Source organism: Neorhizobium sp. T7_12, from assembly GCF_002968535.1.
Taxonomy (GTDB): domain Bacteria; phylum Pseudomonadota; class Alphaproteobacteria; order Rhizobiales; family Rhizobiaceae; genus Neorhizobium; species Neorhizobium tomejilense.
In genome coordinates this window covers 195,443-214,567 of sequence record NZ_PVBK01000010.1, presented here as the reverse complement: position 1 = coordinate 214,567, position 19,125 = coordinate 195,443, and the positions used below count along the sequence as shown (strand labels likewise).

Below are 19,125 nucleotides of genomic sequence, written 5' to 3'. Positions count from 1 at the left end.
AACCGGCGTTCAAAAGCCTCAGCCGCTTGGATTGAGAAAGCGCACCTGGGAAGGCACGATGGTGGTGCCGACCGAGTTCGGCGAGACGCCGTTCTGAACCGTCGGATCCATCAACGCCCGCGTCGCCGGCGCGGCCTGGATGATCAGCTTGACCGAGCCCTTCACGTTGCGGCTGTTCGAGCAGACCATGCCGGAGGCGACGCCCGGGCCCGGCCCGCTGATCGTCACCGGTGCGATGTTCATCATATTGTGGGACGGCATGCAGCAGATCAGGAAACGGAAATTGGTCGGGATTTCCGTGGCGCGCATGCCCATGCTCATGAACGGCACCGGGATCGGGCCGACCGGAGTGGGCTGCAGATAGACGTCCGGCACGGAGAAATCCATGCCGGGTATCGGTCCTTGAGAATTTACAAAAGGCATGGTCAACCCTCCCTTCCCGGTTCGTCGCCGAGTGCGACGCGATCCGGCCTGTAGACTTCTGCAATCATGCGGTCCTGGTCGGTACCGATGGTGCTGCCGCCGGCTCCCAGAAACAGCGTGCCCTCGGTGCGGGCGCCATGGAATTTCGTATGGGCGAAGGTGGAGGCGGAAAGGCTCGCGCCGGTCAGGTCGGCATGCGACAGATCCGCCTGGCGCAAGTCGCATTTCTCGAGCCGGGCGGCGCGGCAATCGGTTTCGCCGAGATAGGCCGCGAAAAGCTGGCTGCCGTCGAAAACCGCGCCGGACAACGAGGCCTCTGAGAAATTCGCCATGGTGAAATCACTGCCGGACAGATCGACCCCATCCAGTCGGCTTTTCGGAAAGGCGGCCACGCGCGCCTTGACGCCCGCAAGCGACGCTCCGGCAAAATCGCATTCGGAAAACACGCTGTTTTCCAGCTGGGCGCCGGCCATATTCGTGCCGACGAACCGGGCCTGGTGGAATGTGCAGCGTTGCCAGGCCTGGCGGCTCAGATCGAGGCCGGAAAGGTCGGCCTCGGCGAAGAGACCCGTATCGATGACGATGCCGGACATATCGACCCGGTTCAGCGCCGCCTTGGTGACGGTGATGCTCTTCAGCGACGCTCCGGACAGTGACATTCCCTCGATATCGCAATCAAGCAGGCAGCTGCGATCGAGCATCGTCTCCTTGAAATTGCCCGCGCGCAGGCCAGCCTTGGCGAAGATCGCCCGGTCGAAGACGGCTCTCTCGAAACCGGCTGAACGGAGATCGCCGGTCAGGAACTGCGTCTCGCTCAATTCGCAATCACAGAAATCGGCGGCGATCAGGCTGCAGTCGAGAAAGCTCGCCCCCACCAATTCGGCGTCGGTGAAGATCGCCCGGTCGAGCCGGCATTTGATGAAACTTGTCCGCGCAAGATCGGCGCCCTCGAAACTGCAGTCGGTAAAGTCGCAATGGATGAACTTTCCGCCCACCAGGTCGATGGTAGCAAAATCGATCTGCCGGCCGTCGCGCATCAGCACCGGCTGGTTGTGAGCGAGATAATCCAGGAGCTCGTCCAGGCCGATCGGCGTGATTGTTTCGGCTGTATCAGGCATCGGTGGCGCTCTCCATGATCGTCTTTCCGAGATTGGCGCCGGTCAGATCGCAGCTGCCGAGCTTGGATCCGGCCAGATTGGCGAAATAGAGATTGGCGCCGCGCAGCGAGGCGCGGGTCAGATCGCAGCCGGCAAGCGATGCGGCATAAAGGTTGGCGCCGAACAGGTCGCTGCCGGTCAGGTTTGAACGGTCCAGCCTGCCTTCGCGGAACCAGGCGAGCCGAAGATCGGATTCGACCAAGTCGCAGCCGTTGAAGAGGCTGCGGTTCAAGGTGGCGCGCAGGAAACAGGAGCGGCCGAGCTTGGAGCCGTTCCAGGAGGAACCGATCGCGACCGCTTCGGCAAACATGGCGCCGGTCAGGTCGCAGGCCCCGATGAAGCTGCTACCCTCCAGATGCACACCCGTAAAATCGGCGTTCGGGGCAAAAACATCGCCAAATGTCGTGCGTTCGAAACCCGCGCCCTTGAACACGCTCTGCTTCATCGAGACGTCGATGAACACGCCGCGGGCGATTTCGGCACCCGCCATGACGATCCTGTCGGCCTGTCCACGCAGGATATGAAAATCGCCAAGCAGGGCGTCGGAAAAATCGGCTCCGTCCAGCCCGCAGTCGATCAGGACCACTTCCGAAAGCTTCGTCTGGCGGAATGACGCGCCGGTCATGTCGGCCCCGACCAAGGTCGTTGCGGTCATCGCGCAACCGTCGAAACGGGTACCGCGCAGGTTGGCCTTGCCGAAATTGATGCCGCCGATGCGGGCGCCTGCGAAATTGGCACCTTCAAGATCGGCTTCGGCGAACACCGCGCCTTCGAGATCGGCACCGGAAAAGTCCGTGCCACGCAGATTGCAGCGCTCGAAGAAGGCGGATCGGAACGGCAGGCCGCGGAGGTCGAGCCCGGCCAGATCGGCACCCGCCAGATCGGCTCCCGAAAAGTCATGCCCCTCGCCAAGCTTTGCCGCAATGAAGGAGCCAAGCCTTTGCGCCACCGCCGGAACCATGGGTTCCAAAGGAAAGATCGCCGCCGGTGTCTTGCGGCGGGCTTCGGACATCACCTCGTCGACCTTGATTTCCGCTGAAGCAATCTCCCGCGAAGCGTCGGCAAGTTTCTGTGACGTCGCCTGGCCAAGTGTCTGGCCGCCCTCGGCCGAAGGCGAGGCCGGGAGGCCCGCGATCAGCGAGGCCAGAATGTCGTCAAGGCTTTCGGTTTTCGCACCGGCCGCGACACCCGGCAGAAGATTGGCAAGGCTGGCAGTGGCAGACTGGAGTCCCCCTGCGATCTGTGCGGAACTTCTTGCCGCAGCATCGCCGTTGACACCCGGTATCGGCGGAAATGCGATCGCCGGGGTGGGGCTCGGAGCGAATTCCGCAATCGGCCGGCTGGAGATTTCGTCCATGCGCTGCATGACGTCCGCCATGAAAGCCGGCTCGTCCGGGCTCGCTTTCCGGCCTCCAGCGATCGTTCGTCCACCAATGCCCTCGATCTCCACGCGGGCTTCATGAAGCAGCGAGCCTTCGGGCAGTTTCATCGCCCGGGCGCAGGCCTTTTCATATTGCGCTTCGAGGACGGCCGGATTGATATCCTTCGAGACATCGAGTGTCGCAAAGGCTTCATCGATCTGTTTCATCGCCGGATCGACCGTCTCGGCAAAGCGCTCATCCTTCTGCCTGTTCGGCCGCATCGCCGAGACGTCGGCCTGGAACGCTTCTGCAACGCCTTCCCAGGGTTCAAGATCAGGGTAGCGCGCCAGATCCTCTTCCGAAGCCATGGGCTTCAGCATATGTGGCGGCACAAGCGACGGCGGGATCGCTTTCACTACAGCCTGGCGGGAAAGCTCGGCCTTGGCCGTATAGAGATGGTTCTTCGCCGCCACCGCCCGGGTCAAAGTCTCGACGTCATCCAGCAATTCGGCGACGTCGAGATCCCCGCGCGCGATCTCTTCGCGATCGGGCAACGGGATCAGTGGTAGCTCGTCAAGTTCGCCGACAGCCATCACCGGCGCCAGCGACGGCGAGATACCCTGATCCGTCATGGCTTTGCGGATCATCCAGTTCTGGTTGTCCACGAAGGTCTGGAGCCCTTGCTTGGCCTTTTCAAGCCGCGCCGCGCGTCTTGCGCCGATCGCCGCCTCGTCGCGAAGCGGCATCAGCTGGAAATCGGACAGGACGTACTTGTGCGCCTGCTCGGGATCGCTGCGAAGGCGGAAGATGCGCTCGTAGTATTCGGCCGGGCGCGGCTGGTCTTCCCTGTGCTCGCAGGCGAGCATGACGGTGCCGATATCCTCGCAGAACGGGTCCTGAGCCTTGGCAAGACCGCGGAAGGTCATTACCGCCTTGGTGATATTCGGAAACAGCGTCACGGTATCGCAGACCATGCGCGTCTCAGCCAGGCTGCCGTCACCCGGGCGATGGACGAAGGCGCGCAGGATCATGTTCGGCAGTGCACCGCCGACCATTGTCACGCCCCGGCTCATGCCGCTCACCGAAAAACGCTCATCGCCGGAGAAAAATGCCTGAAGCCGCTGATCTTCAGGGGCATCGCAATGAAACAGCGGATTGAAATCGTCGGGCTTCATCGGCGCCCGGTTCTTGACCCAGCTCTGGTCGTAGGTTCCGGCATGGCGCATGCGGGAGGCCGCATCGGCGGCCAGCGGGCCGAAATAGGCGGGGCGCGGATGATCGTCGGGCGACCGGATGAGGCGTTGCGGATTTTCCACATTGGGAAGCGGCGCGTCATATCCCGCTTCCAGGATGGCGCGGGCGTCATGGCCCTTGCCGCGCGGATTTTCCACAAAACGCGGACCGCCAAAGGCATGCGCCTCGTCGATCGGCATCCTGTCGAACGGTACGGCGGGAGCGAGCACGACACCGCGATCGGTCCGGCGCCAAAAGCGGTCGCCGAAAACGTTCAACGATTTCTCGATGGAGCCGAGGCGCGCCACCACCGGCAGACCGGTGACCGGCGCATCGGTGGGCGCAAGTGCTGCGCCGGCAATGATCAATTCACCGAACGGCTTCAGGTTGCCCTTATCGAAAATCGCACCGGCCATCTGCTCGGTCACCATCGGCCAGAGGGCCTGCTCGCTCAGCAGCTGGCGGGGGCTTTCGAAGTCGAACAGGAGAAACGCCGACACGGTCAACAAGCCGCCTTGCGGAACCGGCTCGGCGCGGACTGCCGCGGCAAGACGGGAAGGCTTCATGAGCGCGGGCATTTCGACCTTCTCCTCCGGGAAAAATAAGTTGGCGATCCTGCATCCGTGCAGTTCGCGCCATTCGGGCGACGACAGGAAATCAGGATTTCATCGGCCGGCCATGCGGTCAATTTGCGAAAATATGCGCAGTGCAAAACGACGCCGTCAGCGCTCAGAGGAAAACGGCGGAAAAACAAGCGCGGCGGAAACCGTGCGGTGGTCCGAAGGCTCGGCTGCAGACGTCACATAAAATTCGCATCCCTGAAAGGGGTAGGAAAGCTGCGCTGACGACGCTTCGACTGCGAAGTTTCCTTCTCAGTTCAGAAAGTCCCTGCAAGGCGAATTATCTTTATAACCAATTGAATTTAAATAATCTTTTTAGATTTTTGGAAACTGGCACAGTGCTTGCAATTCACAAAATCATCGGCTGCTGCTGATACCGTTTCCCGATCCCCGAGACCATTGGAGAGAAAAATGGCAAGCATCGCATACATCACCATCAAGGGCGTCACCCAAGGCGAAATCACCAAGGACGCTTCCACCGCCGACTCCATCGGCAACGTCTGGCAGGAAGGCCACGAGGGCGAATCCCTCGTATACGCCTTCGAAAGCAACGCCATCGTTCCCCGCGATCCGAACTCGGGTACGGCCATCGGCACCCGCCGCCATGAGCCGGCTCGCTTCGTCAAGCCGCTCGACAAGGCTTCGCCGATGCTGTGGCAGGCTCTTGCCACCGGTGAAAACCTCGAAATCGAACTGAAGTTCTGGCGCACGTCCACCAAGGGCACGCAGGAACACTACTACACCATCAAGTGGGAGGATGCCGTCCTGGTCGGTGGCAAGGTCCAGCTCCCCGACACCGCCGATACTGCCAACGACTCCCGCGGTCATTGCGAAGACTGGTCCTTCACCTACCGCAAGTGCGACTGGACCCATGAAATCGCCGGCACCTCGGCATCGGACGACTGGCGCAAGCCGGTCTGATCGGCCTTTCCGCGGAAGCACCCGGCCGCCCGCAATTTTGCGGGCGGTTTCGCTTATTGGCTGCAAGTTCTCGGCACTTCACAGCCGGGTGCAAAATTCCTGTCATATGGATGTATTACGCAAGTAGCGTGCCGATCGTCTCCGGCGCGGGGGCAAGCCGTTGCCGAGCTGGATGCAGCAGGTTTCGGCCCGGAGCGACAGGGAACACAAAGGGGGCCGTTACAGCGATGTGTTTCGTTATTTCTCTGCAGATGCTCGAGCCGGTCGACATCCTTCGGCATGTTCAAAAGCCAGCCTTCTAAAGCATTGCCACGGCAGAATTTTCACCGACCTGAAATCAGAATCATCCCGCCGAAGTCGCAGACGGGCATAGCTGCCCAACCGACCGCGGATTTTCGTCAATTATGGCCGCGCTGTGCTCACGAGCCCGGCTGAACCCAGGGATACTGCAGTGATAGACATCGATCTTCGTCGTCTCGTCGGCCGCCTCAACACCTATTCGCGCCGGTCGCTGGAATCGGCCGCCGGCGTCGCGGTTTCCAGGGGGCACTACGAGGTCTCGGTCGAGCACCTGCTCTGGGTGTTCCTTGAGGACACGACCCATGACGTCCAGGCCGCCTGCCGTCATTTCGAGGTGGATATCGCCACATTCAAGCGCAAGCTGCAGGCGGTTCTCGAAGGCATCCGCAGCGGCAACCAGGGCCGGCCGGTCTTCTCGCCGCTGCTGATCGAATGGCTGACCGAAGCCTGGCTCGTCAGCTCCGTCGAGCTCTCGCTCGACCAGACCCGCTCGGGCGCGCTGTTTGGGACCATCTTTGCCAGGCCCAACCGTTTCGGCGACGAGCGCTGGCTCAACGGCCTCGAAGCGATCACCTATGCCCGGTTCAAGGTGGATTTCACCGCCATCGTCGAAGGCAGCCAGGAAATCATCGCAAGCTCGACAGCTTCCAGCGGTGAAGCCGGCAAGAGCGACGTAGCGCCCGGCCTCAACGCCGACAGCGCGCTTGCCCGCTTCTGCACCAATTTCACCGAGCAGGCCCGCAAGGGCAAGATCGACCCCGTCTTCTGCCGCGACCGCGAGATCCAGCAGATGATCGATATCCTCGGCCGCCGCCGCAAGAACAACCCGATCTGCGTCGGCGAACCCGGCGTCGGCAAGACCGCTGTCGTCGAAGGCCTGGCGCTCAAGGTTGCCGAAGGCGACGTGCCCGATTTCCTCAAGGATATCGAACTGATCGGCCTCGACCTCGGCATGCTGCAGGCCGGTGCGGGCGTGAAGGGCGAGTTCGAAAACCGCCTCAAGGGCATCATCGACGAGGTCAAGGCATCGCCGAAGCCGATCGTGCTGTTCATCGACGAAGCGCATATGCTGATCGGTGCCGGCGGTTCAGCTGGTGGTGCCGATGCGGCCAATCTGTTGAAGCCAGCGCTGGCGCGTGGTGAGCTGCGCACGGTCGCCGCCACCACCTGGAGCGAATACAAGAAATATTTCGAAAAGGATCCGGCGCTCGCCCGCCGCTTCCAGCTCGTCAAGCTCGACGAGCCGAGCCCCGACCAGGCGATCACCATCCTGCGGGGCCTGCGCAAATCCTATGAAAAGGCGCATGGTGTCTATATCCGCGACAGCGCCGTCGAGGCTGCCGCAAAGATGTCGGCCCGTTATATTTCCGGCCGCCAGCTGCCGGACAAGGCGGTCGACGTTCTCGACACCGCCTGCGCTCGTGTAAAACTGTCGTTGTCGTCAACGCCGCCGATGACCGAGCTCAAGCAGAAGCGCGTTGCCGAACAGAAGCGCGCATTGGACGCGCTGGAGCGTGACCACCACTCCAACCATGGTGCCGACGACGCCCGCATCGAAGCGATCAAGCAGGATATCGCAAGCCTCGAAGCCGAAATCGCCGGCCTCGTCGCCAAGCGCGACGGCGAACTGGCGCTGGTGCACCAGATCCTCGACATTCGCTCCAAGCTCGGCCTGTCGCTCGAAAGCGACAAGCCGGCGACGGAAACGCCCGTTCCCTCGGCAGGCGGCGAGCAGGAAGCACTGGAGGTCGCCGAGGAAACAGCGGGCCTCGACCTCGACGCATTGCGCGCCGAATTCCGCGAGGCGGCCGACAAGCTGAAGAAACTGCAGAGGGGCAACCCGCTCGTTTCCTTCGAAGTGACCGAAGACGTGGTCGGCCAGGTCATCGCCGAATGGACCGGCATTCCGCTCGGCAACATGGTGAAGGACGAAGCGCAGTCGATCCTGACGCTTGCGGAAAATCTTGGCGCCCGCGTCATCGGCCAGGACCAGGCGATCGAGGCGATCGACCATGGCGTCCGCGTCTCCAAGGCCGGCCTGCAGAACCCGGACGCGCCGATGGGCGTCTTCCTGTTCGTCGGTCCGTCGGGTGTCGGCAAGACCGAACTTGCAACCGCGATCGCCGACCAGTTGTTCGGCGGCGAGCGGTTCCTGGTTTCGATCAACATGTCGGAATTCCAGGAAAAGCACACCGTTTCCAAGCTCGTCGGCTCGCCTCCCGGTTATGTCGGTTACGGCGAAGGCGGCGTGCTGACCGAGGCGGTACGCCAGCGCCCCTATTCGGTCGTACTGCTCGACGAGGTCGAGAAAGCCGACCTCGAAGTCATGAACGTCTTCTACCAGGTGTTCGACAAGGGCATGCTGTCGGATGGCGAAGGCCGCCTGATCGATTTCAAGAACACGATCGTCGTGCTGACATCCAACCTGGCGACTGATCTGCTGACCGAACTCGGCACCCGCGCGGAGCGCCCAGCCGTAACGGAGCTGGTCGAAGCAATCCGCCCGACGCTTTCGGCTCATTTCAAGCCGGCGCTTCTCGCCCGCATGCAGATCATTCCCTTCTATCCGCTGATCGGCGCGCCGCTCGAAAAGATCGTCCGCCTGAAGCTGAACAAGGTGGGCAAGCGCCTGCGCGAAAGCCAGAAGATGCAGTTTGCCTATGACGATGCCGTGGTGACCGCAATCGCGGCGCGTTGCACCGAAGTCGAAACCGGCGCCCGCAACATCGACCATATCGTCAACCGCACGATCCTGCCGGAACTTGCCACCGAACTCCTCAGCAACATGGGCGAGGACGGCAAGGCCTTCACCGCGGTCGATGTCAGCATCAGCGAAGCCGGTAGTTTCGCCTACACATTGTCCTGATAGAGAACGAGGCACGGCGGGAGGGATCGCCTTCCCGTCTCGGCCGATCGCGCTTTCGAGAAGCCAGCTGGCTGAGGGGCTGCCAGCCGGAATTGCACATGATTGGTCCGGAGCACCGCAACCGGGGGAAGCGGGAAGATGAGCAACGAGACGATCTATGAGGACCTTCTGGACCTGACGACCGCGCTTGCCAAGGAGCGCCGGGTCGAGGCGCTGCTCGTTCACGTGCTCGAAGCAGCACTCAGGCTTTCCAATGCCGAAGGTGCTGCGATCTTCACGCTCGACCGGCTGGCCCGCCATCTGCACCGCGTCTGCTTCAACTACCGCGGCGTCACCAGTTCCAACCAGGCCGACAGCCGGATTGCGCTCTACGACAAGTCGCTGACGCCGAACCTGCGCGATCCTGCCACCTTTGCGGTCACCACCGCGACGATGGTCAACGTCGCCGATATCGACAACGCGCCGGGCTTCGATTTTTCCGCTATCCGGGAAATGGACAAGACGATCGGTTTCCGCTCGCGCTCGCTGGTGATCATGCCACTGTTCGTCGACGGCGAGGAAACGATCGGGACGCTGCAGCTCGTCAACGTCCGCGAGCGCGGCGGCGGGCTGTCAAAGACGCTGGTCAGACCGCTTCAGGGGCTTGCGGCGCACGCGGCTGCAGCCATCCGCAATGCGCGGCTGTTCGAGGAGAACCAGCGCCTGATCAAGCAGCTCGGACGCATGAACGAGGAACTGCTGCAGGAAAACACCCGCCTTCTCAGCAAGGCCAAACCGAAATCATCGAAGCCGAAGGGGCTGATCGGCAATAGCCCGCCGATCGAAAAGGTGTTCGACCTGATCGAGCGGGCCGCCGGCTCGTCGGTTCCGATCCTGCTGCTCGGCGAAACCGGCACGGGCAAGGAAATGATGGCGAATTACATCCATCTTTCCAGCGCAAGAGCCGAGCGCTCCTTCATCGCCCAGAACTGCGCAGCCCTGCCCGAAAGCCTGCTGGAAAGCGAGCTGTTCGGCCATGTGCGCGGAGCCTTTACCGGCGCGATCGGCAACAAGGCGGGCCTTGCCCATGAAGCCCATGGCGGCACGCTGTTTCTCGACGAAGTGGGCGACATGCCGCTCGGTCTGCAGGCGAAGGTGCTCCGGCTGCTGCAGGAAGGCGAAGTGCGCCGGGTCGGCTCGACCAAGACCGAACATGTGGACGTGCGCATCGTCGCCGCCACCAATGCCAATCTGGAGGAGAAGATCGACCGCGGCGAGTTTCGCAAGGATCTCTATTACCGCCTCAACGTCTTCCCGATCATCGTGCCGCCACTGCGTGAGCGGCCGTCGGACATTCCCGGCCTGATCGACCATTTCCTGAAGGATGCGGTGGGTAACCGCGAGGTCCCGCCGCTCTCGTCTGAAGCGCTCAATGCGCTGCTGCGCTGGAGTTATCCTGGCAATGTCCGGGAACTGAAAAACATCCTGGAGCGGGCCGTGCTGCTCGCCAACAGGGGCCAGTCGATCGGTCCTCAGCATCTGCCGCCCGAAATCGGCGGTTTTCGCGAGCAGCGGAGCACGCGATTGCCCGGCTTCATTCCCGATGGTGACCTGAAGACGATTGTGGGACTATACGAGGCGTTGGTGATCGAGACGAAGCTTCGGGAAGTCAACTGGAACCAGAGCCACGCGGCCCGCAATCTGAAGGTCAGTCGCCGCACCATCGTCGAAAAACTCAACCGGTACGACATACGCCGTCCAGGCACTCCCATGCGCAATGGTTTCTAGAGAGCGGAAAACTGAGATTCTTTCAGGGTAAATCACCAGGTCGCAGACCGGCGGATGAGGCGATAGGCGCCGAGGGAGCCCTCTTGGCCTTCGTGGGCGGCCGCATGACCTTCGATGCGCTGGTGACACGGCTGAAATCCGAGGCCGATGGCATGTCGGCGCGGCTGGCAGTGACGGAAAGCATGGAAGCCGGAAGGCTGCCGCCCGACATCGCCCAGATCCTGCTCTCCGCCATTCCCGGCGCGGCACCGACCCCGGCTACAGCACCCACCTCCCCCATTCCGGACGATATGTTCGACGAGGACACCGTGCCTCACGCTTTTGTGCCGTCTCCGAATTGGCTGGCATCGAACCAGCCGGGGCCTGACGGATCGATCTCGGCGGGACCTGCTTCGGCACCGGAGGCGCCCTTGCCTGCCCTGCCCTCAATCGCCGCTTCCCCCGCCCTGCCTGGACCCCTTCCGCCGTCGAGCCGGCCCGCAGCTGGTCAGTTTCCGCCAACCATGGCCGCTGTGCCCGAAGCGTCTCGTCCCGGCGTCAATCTGCCGGCATTCGACGATCTGCGCAGCCGTGTCGACGATGCCGTGCTCTCCGATCTGATCGGCGACTACAAAGGCCGGCGCGGCGGTGAGCGCGCGGAGGAAGCAGGCTCGCGCCGCAGCGACGCGCTCGACGGATTGCTCGGCAGCTATCGCAGCGCCCGGTTCCGCTCCGCCGCCAAGCGAGCGGTGCGCGACGGCGCAACGACGGGCGCCTCGCTCGGCAAGCTCGGCGATACCGGCGCCCAGCGCGCCGGCATCGGCTCGATCCTCAGAGACCGTTTCATCCTCGACCGTGAGGTCGGTCGCGGTGGGATGGGGATCGTCTACAGCGCCGTCGACCGGCGCAGGCTCGAGGCCGGCAGCGCCCAGCCCTATGTGGCGCTGAAGCTTCTGAACGACGAGTTCAGGAGCAACTCCAATGCGCTGAGAACCCTGGAAGCCGAAGCGCGAAAATCCCAGAGCCTCGCCCATCCGAATATCGCGACGGTGTTCGACTTCGACCGCGACAAATCCGAGGTGTTCATCGTCATGGAGCTTCTGACCGGCAAGCCGCTCAACCGCCACCTGGCGACTTCGACCGGCCAGCAGATGCCGATCGGGCTGATCGCGCCGGTCCTCAAGGGCATCTGCGCAGGGCTTGCCTATGCCCATGCCAATGGCGTGATCCACTCGGACCTCAAGCCGGGCAATATCTTCGTCGGCGAGGATAAACAGGTCAAGCTCATCGACTTCGGGCTTGCCACCGCCAACAATCTCGAAGGCTTCAATGTCGGTGCGCTGGAAGCGCTGACGGTCGCCTATGCCAGCCCCGAAATGTTCATCGACGCGACGCGCGATCCGCGCGACGACATCTATGCGCTCGGCTGCATCGCCTACCAGATGTTCATGGGCTTCCATCCGTTTGCGATGAAACCAAGTATCGATGCGCAGTTACTGGGGCTGGCACCCGAGCCGATCGCCGATCTCGACCCCGGCGGCTGGACGGCGATCGAAAAGGCGCTGCGGTTCGATCGCGACGAGCGCATCGCCAGCGTCGAGACTTTTGCGCAGGCGATATTCGAAAGCTAGGGCCTGCGGTTAAAATCGGCGCGCAAACCGCTATTCGATCGCATCAAGGATCGTCTCGATCCCCTCGGAAAATGCGTGCTCGGGATGGATCGCCCGTACCAGGCCGGTGCTGCCGATCTGAATGAGCTCCGTCGAGAGCGGCAGGACGGCGGCGACGGGCGTGCGGTAGCTGGCGAACACCCGCTGCGCCAATTCCCGGAAATCGAAGCTTTCCAGCACCTTGTTGACCACCAGAAGCAGCTGCGGCACTTCGAGCTTGCGCGCCAGTTCGAGCGTCACGGCCGTTCCCTGGTAGTCCTGGATATCGGGCCGTAGCAACAGCATCAGCGTGTCGGAAATGGCGATCGACAGCAGGGTTTCCTCGTTGACGCCGGGATGAGTGTCGATCAGCAGATAGTCGAGTTCCAGTTCGTTGCAGAGATCGTGGAAACCGGTGTTCAGATCCTCGACATCGTATTTTTCCTTGAGGATACGGGCGATTTCGCCGGTCTTGATGCTCGACGGCACGAGATAGACCTTGCCGCCCTCGGGAACGATCTCGCGCCCCTCGCCATCAACCACACCGGAGGTGACGTCGAGCGCCGTCTCCGCGACACCGCATTTGCCCCAGAGATAGTCGTTGAGCGTGAAGCGCAGCGCATGCGGATCGACCTTGAACAGGGTGTGGATGCCCGGCGACTGGATATCGGTGTCGACGACACCGACCCTGTGGCCCCGCAGCGCCAGGCCGGCGGCGAGGTTGGCGGTCAGGTTCGATTTGCCGGTGCCGCCGCGATAGGAATGCGTGGAAATTATCTTCGTCATTTTTGATCTACCATGAAAACGCAGATGAAGCGGAAGTCCTCGACCGGCTCGACAGGCCAGCCTGTCGCGGTCTCAATTCTTCTCTTTGAAGCGAGAGCGCAGCGACTTGGCGCGCTGCTGCAGGTCGCGGAAATATTCGCTGTCGGCAATCTCGCGGATCTCGTGCTCGGCCTGTTCCTCATCGAACTTCACATCGAGCTTCTTCAGGCGCTGTCGAAGGTCGGTATTTTCCTTGCGTAGCGCATTCTGGGCAGCTTCGAGCTGGCGCTGGGTTTCCTTCAGCTCGTCGATCAGCTGGTTGGCGTGAAACTCCCTCGCCTCGACCTGCACCACCATGCCGGCAAAGGTCTCCGCCAGGTCGCGAATGTCCACGGGAAGGGTTTCGTCGGCGACGATGCCGAAGAGCTGTTCCATGTCCTCGAACCGCCCCTGGGCAATCGCCTCGCAGGTGGAACCCAGGCTCACCATCGCCTTGCGCCGCTTGTTGTTGGCCAAAATCCTCAATCTCCCCGCTCGCGCCTTCCCGCCTTGGCGCTGCCATTCAAAGTTCAACTGAGCATCTATGCCGGCACCAACTGCTCAGTTCGCCTGCGCATTCTTCAGGACGATTTCCGTTACGTTGGTCGCGCCGTCCCGGTCCTGGGTGATCGACTGGGCAAATTCATGGACCAGGAAAAGCCCCAGCCCGCCGACCTCCATGTCCTCCAGGCTCAGCGTCTCGTCGGGCCGGCGCGGCGGCGCGCTGACGTCGAAAGGACGGGCGCGGTCGCGGATGGTCAGCCGCATGGTGCCCTGCTGGTAACGGGCGGAAATGATGATGGTGTCCGCTTCGTCCTCGTCGTAACCGTAGCGCACCGCATTGGCGAACAGTTCCTCGACGATCAGCATCGTCGCATGCCGCGTCTCGGCGGTCACTCCGCAGGTATCGGCAAAATTCTCCAGGGCCGCATGGACCTGCGTAAGTTCCTCAAGGCTGTTGTTCACTGAAACAATGCAGGAAGCGCCGGTCATTTTTCCGCCACGCCCCCTAGCCGATACTGAGTGGCGGCGGATCAACCAGGTCGAGCGCCTGCTCGCGGGTTGCGACCACCGGAATGATCTTCAGGAAGCCCGAAACGCGCAGGACGTCGTGGACATGCGGGCTCAAACCGAACAGGACGTATTTGCGTCCGGCGGGAGCCAGTTGTTTCGCCGCGATCAGCAGCGAACGAAGGCCGAAGCTGCTGACATAATCGACCCCGCTCATATCGACCAGCAAGGCGCCGGTACCACCGTCGATATGTTTCTTCAGCTCGGCCTCGAAAGCCTTCGCCGTCAGGGTATCGATCTTTCCGGTGGGAGCGACGATCGTGGCGCCTCTCTCGGTTGTTTCGGCAATGTCAATCATGCACGCATCAGCCTCCGTCATCCGCGCGCCCATCGGCCGCCGCGGCATCTGACGCCGATGGCAAGAAAATCGCGACGCCCCGCCCTTCGCTCATATGATCTTCAAACTACACGACTATGACGCTTATGCATTTTAAAGCCCGACTTCCTTCTTTGATCAATCCGGATTGCGATTCGCCCGGTCGGGGAATCCGTCATTCACACCGCCGGGGACAATACATGGCAGATATCGATCTTGACGCCTTGCTCGCGGACCCGCGTGCCTCCATCGGAGGGCTTGCCATCGACGGCGCGCCGGCCGGCCGCGACCTGCGCGACGAAGCGGAATTCGACGCTTTGGACACCGAATTCCGCAAGATGGAAACCGGCGGCCCTTCCGCGGTCGACTGGAAGCGGTTCAACACGGCGACGATCGATATTCTGAAGACCCGTTCGAAAGACATGGTGCTCGCCTCGCGGCTGGTCTTCGGGCTGCAGCGAGAGGAGAGCTATCGGGGCCTCGCCGTCGGGGTCGCCATCCTGCATGGAATGGTGGAGGCCCACTGGGACGGTCTTTTTCCGCCGCCGGCGCGAGAGAGAGCCCGCGCAGGAGCACTCGACTGGATGGCCGAAAGGCTGGCTCCGCTCATCGAGTCCGGGCCGCCTTCTCCTGATGCGAAGCTCTTCGCTCTTGCCGCCCATGACCGGCTCGTCATCATCGACGAGTTCCTGTCGGAGCGGATGCGCAAATATCCGGCCGCCATCGGCCCGCTGATCCGGGCTCTCCGGCCGCATGCGCGCGAAGCGAAAGCCGAGCTAGACGCCAAGGCTGCGGCCGAAGCGGCGCGGGCCGAGGCCGAAGCGGTACGGGCTGCGGCAGCCGGTCAGCCGACACCGGAACCCGCGCCTGCTTCTCCGGCTCCTGTCGCCGAACCGCCGCAGCCGGCCGCTGCCGCACCGCAGGCTCAACCCCAGCCACAGCCGAAAGTCTCTACTGCGGCACCGGTCGCTGCGGTCGAGATCGCCGAGGCGCCTACCAGCGACGGAGTCGAAAAAACCTTCCAGGCCCTGTTCGGCAGTGCTATCCGGGCCGCAGGCGCATTGCGGCCATCGGCGCCCGCCGATCCGCGGATCTACCTCGCGACACGGTTTGCCGCCTGGGGCGATATCCTCAAGGCGCCGCCGGACAAGGCCGGGCGCACCCTGCTGCCGCCGCCGCAAAAACCAAGGCTTGCGGAACTTGCCGCCCTGAAGGCAGCCGGAAACCATCAGGGTCTACTGTTATCCGCCGAGAGCGTGTTCGTTTCCTCGCCCTTCTATTTCGACGCACAACTGTTGATCGCCAACGCCATGCAAGCGCTCGGCGGCGACTATGACGCGGCGCTCAGCGTTGTTACTGGTCAGCTTTCCGCATTTCTCAAACGGATGCCGGAACTGACGCAGCTTTCCTTCAGCGACGGTAGCCCGTTTGCCGACGGCGAGACCCAGAACTGGATTGCCAGCCAGATCATGACCGACGGCGACGGACAGGCGACGGGTTCGGAACGCGACAAAGTAAAGGCAGCCGCGGGCCAGCTTGCCCAGCAGGGTCAGGTCCTGGCGGGATTGAAACTGCTCTCCGATTATAGCGAGCGCTGCCCGAGTGGGCGGGAACGGTTCTGCGCCAAGCTGGAAATCGGCAAATTCTGCCTGCGTTACGAACTGCTGCAGCCGCTGTTCGCACTCATTCCGGCGCTAGAGCAGATGGTCGAGGATCAGGCGCTGGCCAGCTGGGAGCCAGCGCTGGCGACGGCTCTGGCCGCCCTGTCCTGGCGTGGTTATTCCCACCGAAATGCCGTCCGTCATCTCGAAGAGCGGGACATCGTCCTTCGCAAGGCGCGCATCGCCGAAACGCTGAGCGCACTCGACATCGTCCAGGCGGTTCGGCTGACGTCACCACAAATTGCATAAAGATGCGCAATACATCGCTGCCGTTATAAAACCTACATATACAGGCGCAATTATGCAGGCGTCCGGGCAAGGGCAGTCCGGACGAGCTATTGCGCGTTATTCGCTGCAGACACATGTTTTCTGCTTTGAATTTTAAGAATTGCATCTGGGGTTTTACGGGGGAAACCGAACATGACGAAAGACTCGTCTGTGGCGCCTAAAGAGCGCGTCAATATTCGCTACAAGCCAGCGACCGGCGACGCCAAGGAAGAGGTGGAACTGCCTCTGAAGATGGTCTTCCTCGGCGATTACACGCTGAAGGGCGACGACACGCCCGTAGAGGATCGCGAACTCATCAACGTCAACAAGGACAATTTCAACGACGTGATGAAGGGCCATAACCTGAGCCTTGATATCGCCGTCGACGACAAGCTTTCCGAAGAGGCCGATGCCGGGCAGATGAACCTCTCCCTGAAGCTGGAAAGCCTCAACGACTTCACGCCCGAGGCGATCGTGCGCCAGACCCCCGAGCTCAACAAGCTGCTCGAACTGCGGGAAGCCCTGGTGGCGCTCAAGGGACCGCTTGGCAACGTCCCGGCCTTCCGCAAGGCGATCCAGGGCGTTCTTGGCGACGACGAAGCCCGCGAGAAACTGCTGGCCGAGCTGACGGCCGCGGCCTCCAAAGACAAGTAATTTATCCCGACCCCTTCCGGGGAGCTGCGGCACGATCGATGCCTCGAACGAGTGCGTCCGAATTCGAAAGAAGGCTTTTTCATGGCTGAGAGAGAATCCGCCCAACAACAGGTTACCGTCGAGCATGCCGAAAGCTCCCTGCTGGACCAGATCCTGCAGGAAACCCGGCTGGTGCCGAGCGACGACGGCTACGATGTGGCCCGCAAGGGCGTCAGCGCCTTTATCGCCGAGCTGCTGAAACCGACCCGTTCGGACAGCACCGTCAACAGCAACGCGATCGACCAGATGATTGCGGAAATCGACCGCAAGCTGTCGGCCCAGGTCGACGAGGTGCTGCACAACGAAGAATTCCGGACGCTGGAATCCGCCTGGCGCGGCCTGAAATTCGCGGTCGACCGCACCGATTTCCGCCAGAATATCAAGATCGAGATCATGAACGTCTCGAAGGACGAACTGCTTGCGGATTTCGAGGACAGCCCCGAAGTCGCAAAGTCCGGTCTCTACAAGCACATCTACACGGCGGAATACGGCCAGTTCGGCGGCCAGCCGGTTGGCGCAGTCGTCTGCAACTACGCCTTCAGCCCGAACGCCCCGGACGTCAAGCTTGCGCAGTATTGCGCCAGCGTCGGCGCCATGGCCCATGCGCCGGTCATTGCCGGTGCCGCTCCGGCCATGTTCGGTGTCGATACGTTCGAGGAAATCCCGAACCTCAAGGACATGGAATCGATCTTCGAAGGCCCGAAATATGCCAAGTGGAACTCGTTCCGCGAAAGCGAAGACTCGCGCTATTTCGCACTCGCCATGCCGCGTTTCATGCTCCGCTCGCCCTATGGAGCAGAGACCGTCCCGGTCAAGGCCTTCAACTATGAAGAGCGTTCCTCCGGCGAGACCGAGAACTATCTCTGGGGCAACGCGTCGATCGCGCTTGCAACCCGCCTCACCGACAGCTTCGCCAAGTTCCGCTGGTGCCCGAACATCATCGGGCCGCAGTCGGGCGGCGCCGTCGAAGACCTGCCGGTTCACAGCTTCGAGGCGATGGGCCAGCTGCAGAGCAAGATTCCGACCGAAGTGCTCGTTTCCGATCGCAAGGAATACGAACTCGCCGAGCAGGGCTTCATTGCGCTGACCATGCGCAAGGGCAGCGACAATGCGGCCTTCTTCTCGGCCAACTCGGTGCAGAAGCCGAAGTCCTTCGGAAACACCACCGAAGGCAAGGCCGCCGAGCTTAACTACCGGCTCGGAACGCAGCTTCCCTACATGATGATCGTCAACCGCCTGGCCCACTACATCAAGGTTCTGCAGCGCGAGAACATCGGCAGCTGGAAAAACCGCGGCGAGCTGGAAAGCGAACTCAACAACTGGATCCGCCAGTATGTCTCGGACCAGGACAATCCGTCTGCCGATGTGCGCTCCCGCCGGCCGCTGCGCAAGGCGCAGATCACGGTGTCCGACGTTGAAGGCGAACCAGGCTGGTACAGTGTCGGCATGGCAGTGCAGCCGCACTTCAAATACATGGGCGCCGACTTCACGCTTTCGCTCAAGGGCAAGCTCGACAAGGCCTGATACGGGCCTGAAGCGCGGTCGTCGCGGCCATGATGGCGCAGATGTACCTAATGGCCGGGCATTCGCTGTCCGGCCAATGGCTTTTGAGAGTGAGTAAGCAATGGTATCGGTAAGCTTGCTGCAGCGCCTGGAACTTGACGGGGTCGGAGCCGAAAGGGCCGGCCGGCAGGATGATTCCGCCGTGTTCGACAGTATCCTTGCCAATCTTCTGATGATCCTCAACAGCCGCAAGGGCTGCTGTGAAACCCGGCCCGATTTCGGCCTTTCGGATTTCAATGCGACGTCCGACTATCGCAGCCTGATCTCTTCGATCGCCCGCGATGTCGAAAGGCAGTTGCGCAGTTTCGAGCCGCGCCTGCGCAACGTCGCGGTACGGCCGATCGAGGACAAGACGCGACCGCTCGAATTCATCTTTCACGTGGATGGTGAATTGGCCGATGACGATCGCACCATCAAGGTTGCTTTCGACTCGGTCCTCGGCAGCGACGGACGCATGCGGTTCAACGGCTAGTC

General features: G+C 62.1%; 16 protein-coding genes. 9 read left to right on the top strand and 7 right to left on the bottom strand.

Translation table 11 applies throughout. From position 1 onward, the window contains the following. Positions 1–18: 18 nt before the first annotated feature. The 3 genes from C5J26_RS32825 to C5J26_RS21210 are packed head-to-tail and all read right to left on the bottom strand — an operon-like array spanning position 19 to position 4,752. The gene (locus C5J26_RS32825; protein ID WP_172746000.1) at positions 19–423 is read right to left on the bottom strand and encodes a PAAR-like domain-containing protein; all 405 of its coding nucleotides are present in this window, start codon (positions 421–423) and stop codon (positions 19–21) included. A gap of 2 nt (positions 424–425) precedes the next feature. Next, positions 426–1,541 carry a pentapeptide repeat-containing protein gene (locus C5J26_RS21215; protein WP_105403569.1) on the bottom strand — a complete coding sequence of 372 codons (1,116 nt, stop codon included), beginning with the start codon at positions 1,539–1,541 and terminating at the stop codon, positions 426–428. Continuing rightward, a complete protein-coding gene (locus C5J26_RS21210) occupies positions 1,534–4,752 on the bottom strand; it encodes a DUF2169 domain-containing protein (RefSeq protein ID WP_105403568.1) in 3,219 nt (1,072 codons plus the stop codon). Before C5J26_RS21210 ends, C5J26_RS21215 begins: the two co-directional genes overlap by 8 nt. On the opposite strand from C5J26_RS21210, the gene C5J26_RS32820 reads away from it, so the two are divergent. The 5 genes from C5J26_RS32820 to C5J26_RS21190 all read left to right on the top strand — a co-directional run bounded on the left by C5J26_RS32820 (position 4,739) and on the right by C5J26_RS21190 (position 12,258). Then, a complete protein-coding gene (locus C5J26_RS32820) occupies positions 4,739–4,981 on the top strand; it encodes a hypothetical protein (protein ID WP_172745998.1) in 243 nt (80 codons plus the stop codon). The genes C5J26_RS21210 and C5J26_RS32820 overlap by 14 nt on opposite strands. Positions 4,982–5,205: 224 nt before the next feature. Beyond that, a complete protein-coding gene (locus C5J26_RS21205; RefSeq protein WP_105403567.1) occupies positions 5,206–5,715 on the top strand; it encodes an Hcp family type VI secretion system effector in 510 nt (169 codons plus the stop codon). A gap of 451 nt (positions 5,716–6,166) precedes the next feature. Beyond that, positions 6,167–8,881, top strand: coding sequence for a type VI secretion system ATPase TssH (gene tssH / locus C5J26_RS21200; RefSeq protein WP_105403566.1), 2,715 nt, complete (start codon positions 6,167–6,169; stop codon positions 8,879–8,881). 138 nt (positions 8,882–9,019) lie between these two features. Beyond that, on the top strand, positions 9,020–10,648 hold the full coding sequence (locus C5J26_RS21195) for a sigma 54-interacting transcriptional regulator (RefSeq protein WP_105403565.1): 1,629 nt from the start codon (positions 9,020–9,022) through the stop codon (positions 10,646–10,648). 92 nt (positions 10,649–10,740) lie between these two features. Next, a complete protein-coding gene (locus tag C5J26_RS21190) occupies positions 10,741–12,258 on the top strand; it encodes a serine/threonine-protein kinase (protein ID WP_245441236.1) in 1,518 nt (505 codons plus the stop codon). A gap of 30 nt (positions 12,259–12,288) precedes the next feature. Here C5J26_RS21190 and C5J26_RS21185 read toward each other — a convergent pair whose 3' ends face one another. From C5J26_RS21185 to C5J26_RS21170, 4 genes are all read right to left on the bottom strand, one after another. Continuing rightward, positions 12,289–13,062 (bottom strand): MinD/ParA family protein, encoded by a 774-nt coding sequence (locus C5J26_RS21185; RefSeq protein WP_105403563.1) that lies wholly within the window; start codon positions 13,060–13,062, stop codon positions 12,289–12,291. A 72-nt stretch (positions 13,063–13,134) separates the two neighbouring features. Then, a complete protein-coding gene (locus C5J26_RS21180; RefSeq protein WP_105403562.1) occupies positions 13,135–13,557 on the bottom strand; it encodes a hypothetical protein in 423 nt (140 codons plus the stop codon). Positions 13,558–13,641: 84 nt separating this feature from the next. Further along, positions 13,642–14,046: an ATP-binding protein gene (locus C5J26_RS21175; protein WP_172745996.1), complete on the bottom strand. Its 405-nt coding sequence runs from the start codon at positions 14,044–14,046 to the stop codon at positions 13,642–13,644. Positions 14,047–14,089: 43 nt separating this feature from the next. After that, the gene (locus tag C5J26_RS21170) at positions 14,090–14,449 is read right to left on the bottom strand and encodes an STAS domain-containing protein (protein WP_172745994.1); all 360 of its coding nucleotides are present in this window, start codon (positions 14,447–14,449) and stop codon (positions 14,090–14,092) included. Positions 14,450–14,667: 218 nt separating this feature from the next. Here C5J26_RS21170 and tssA point away from each other — a divergent pair, with 218 nt between their 5' ends. The 4 genes from tssA (at position 14,668) to tssE (ending at position 19,123) form a co-directional block, all read left to right on the top strand. Further along, entirely contained in the window at positions 14,668–16,377 is a 1,710-nt protein-coding gene (tssA, locus tag C5J26_RS21165) for a type VI secretion system protein TssA (protein WP_172745992.1), read from the top strand. A 171-nt stretch (positions 16,378–16,548) separates the two neighbouring features. Continuing rightward, the gene (tssB, locus tag C5J26_RS21160) at positions 16,549–17,049 is read left to right on the top strand and encodes a type VI secretion system contractile sheath small subunit (RefSeq protein WP_105403558.1); all 501 of its coding nucleotides are present in this window, start codon (positions 16,549–16,551) and stop codon (positions 17,047–17,049) included. An 81-nt stretch (positions 17,050–17,130) separates the two neighbouring features. Next, positions 17,131–18,612, top strand: coding sequence for a type VI secretion system contractile sheath large subunit (gene tssC, locus C5J26_RS21155; RefSeq protein WP_105403557.1), 1,482 nt, complete (start codon positions 17,131–17,133; stop codon positions 18,610–18,612). Positions 18,613–18,712: 100 nt separating this feature from the next. Beyond that, complete coding sequence (tssE, locus tag C5J26_RS21150; protein ID WP_105403556.1) at positions 18,713–19,123, top strand: type VI secretion system baseplate subunit TssE; 411 nt, start codon at positions 18,713–18,715, stop codon at positions 19,121–19,123. Positions 19,124–19,125: the final 2 nt, after the last annotated feature.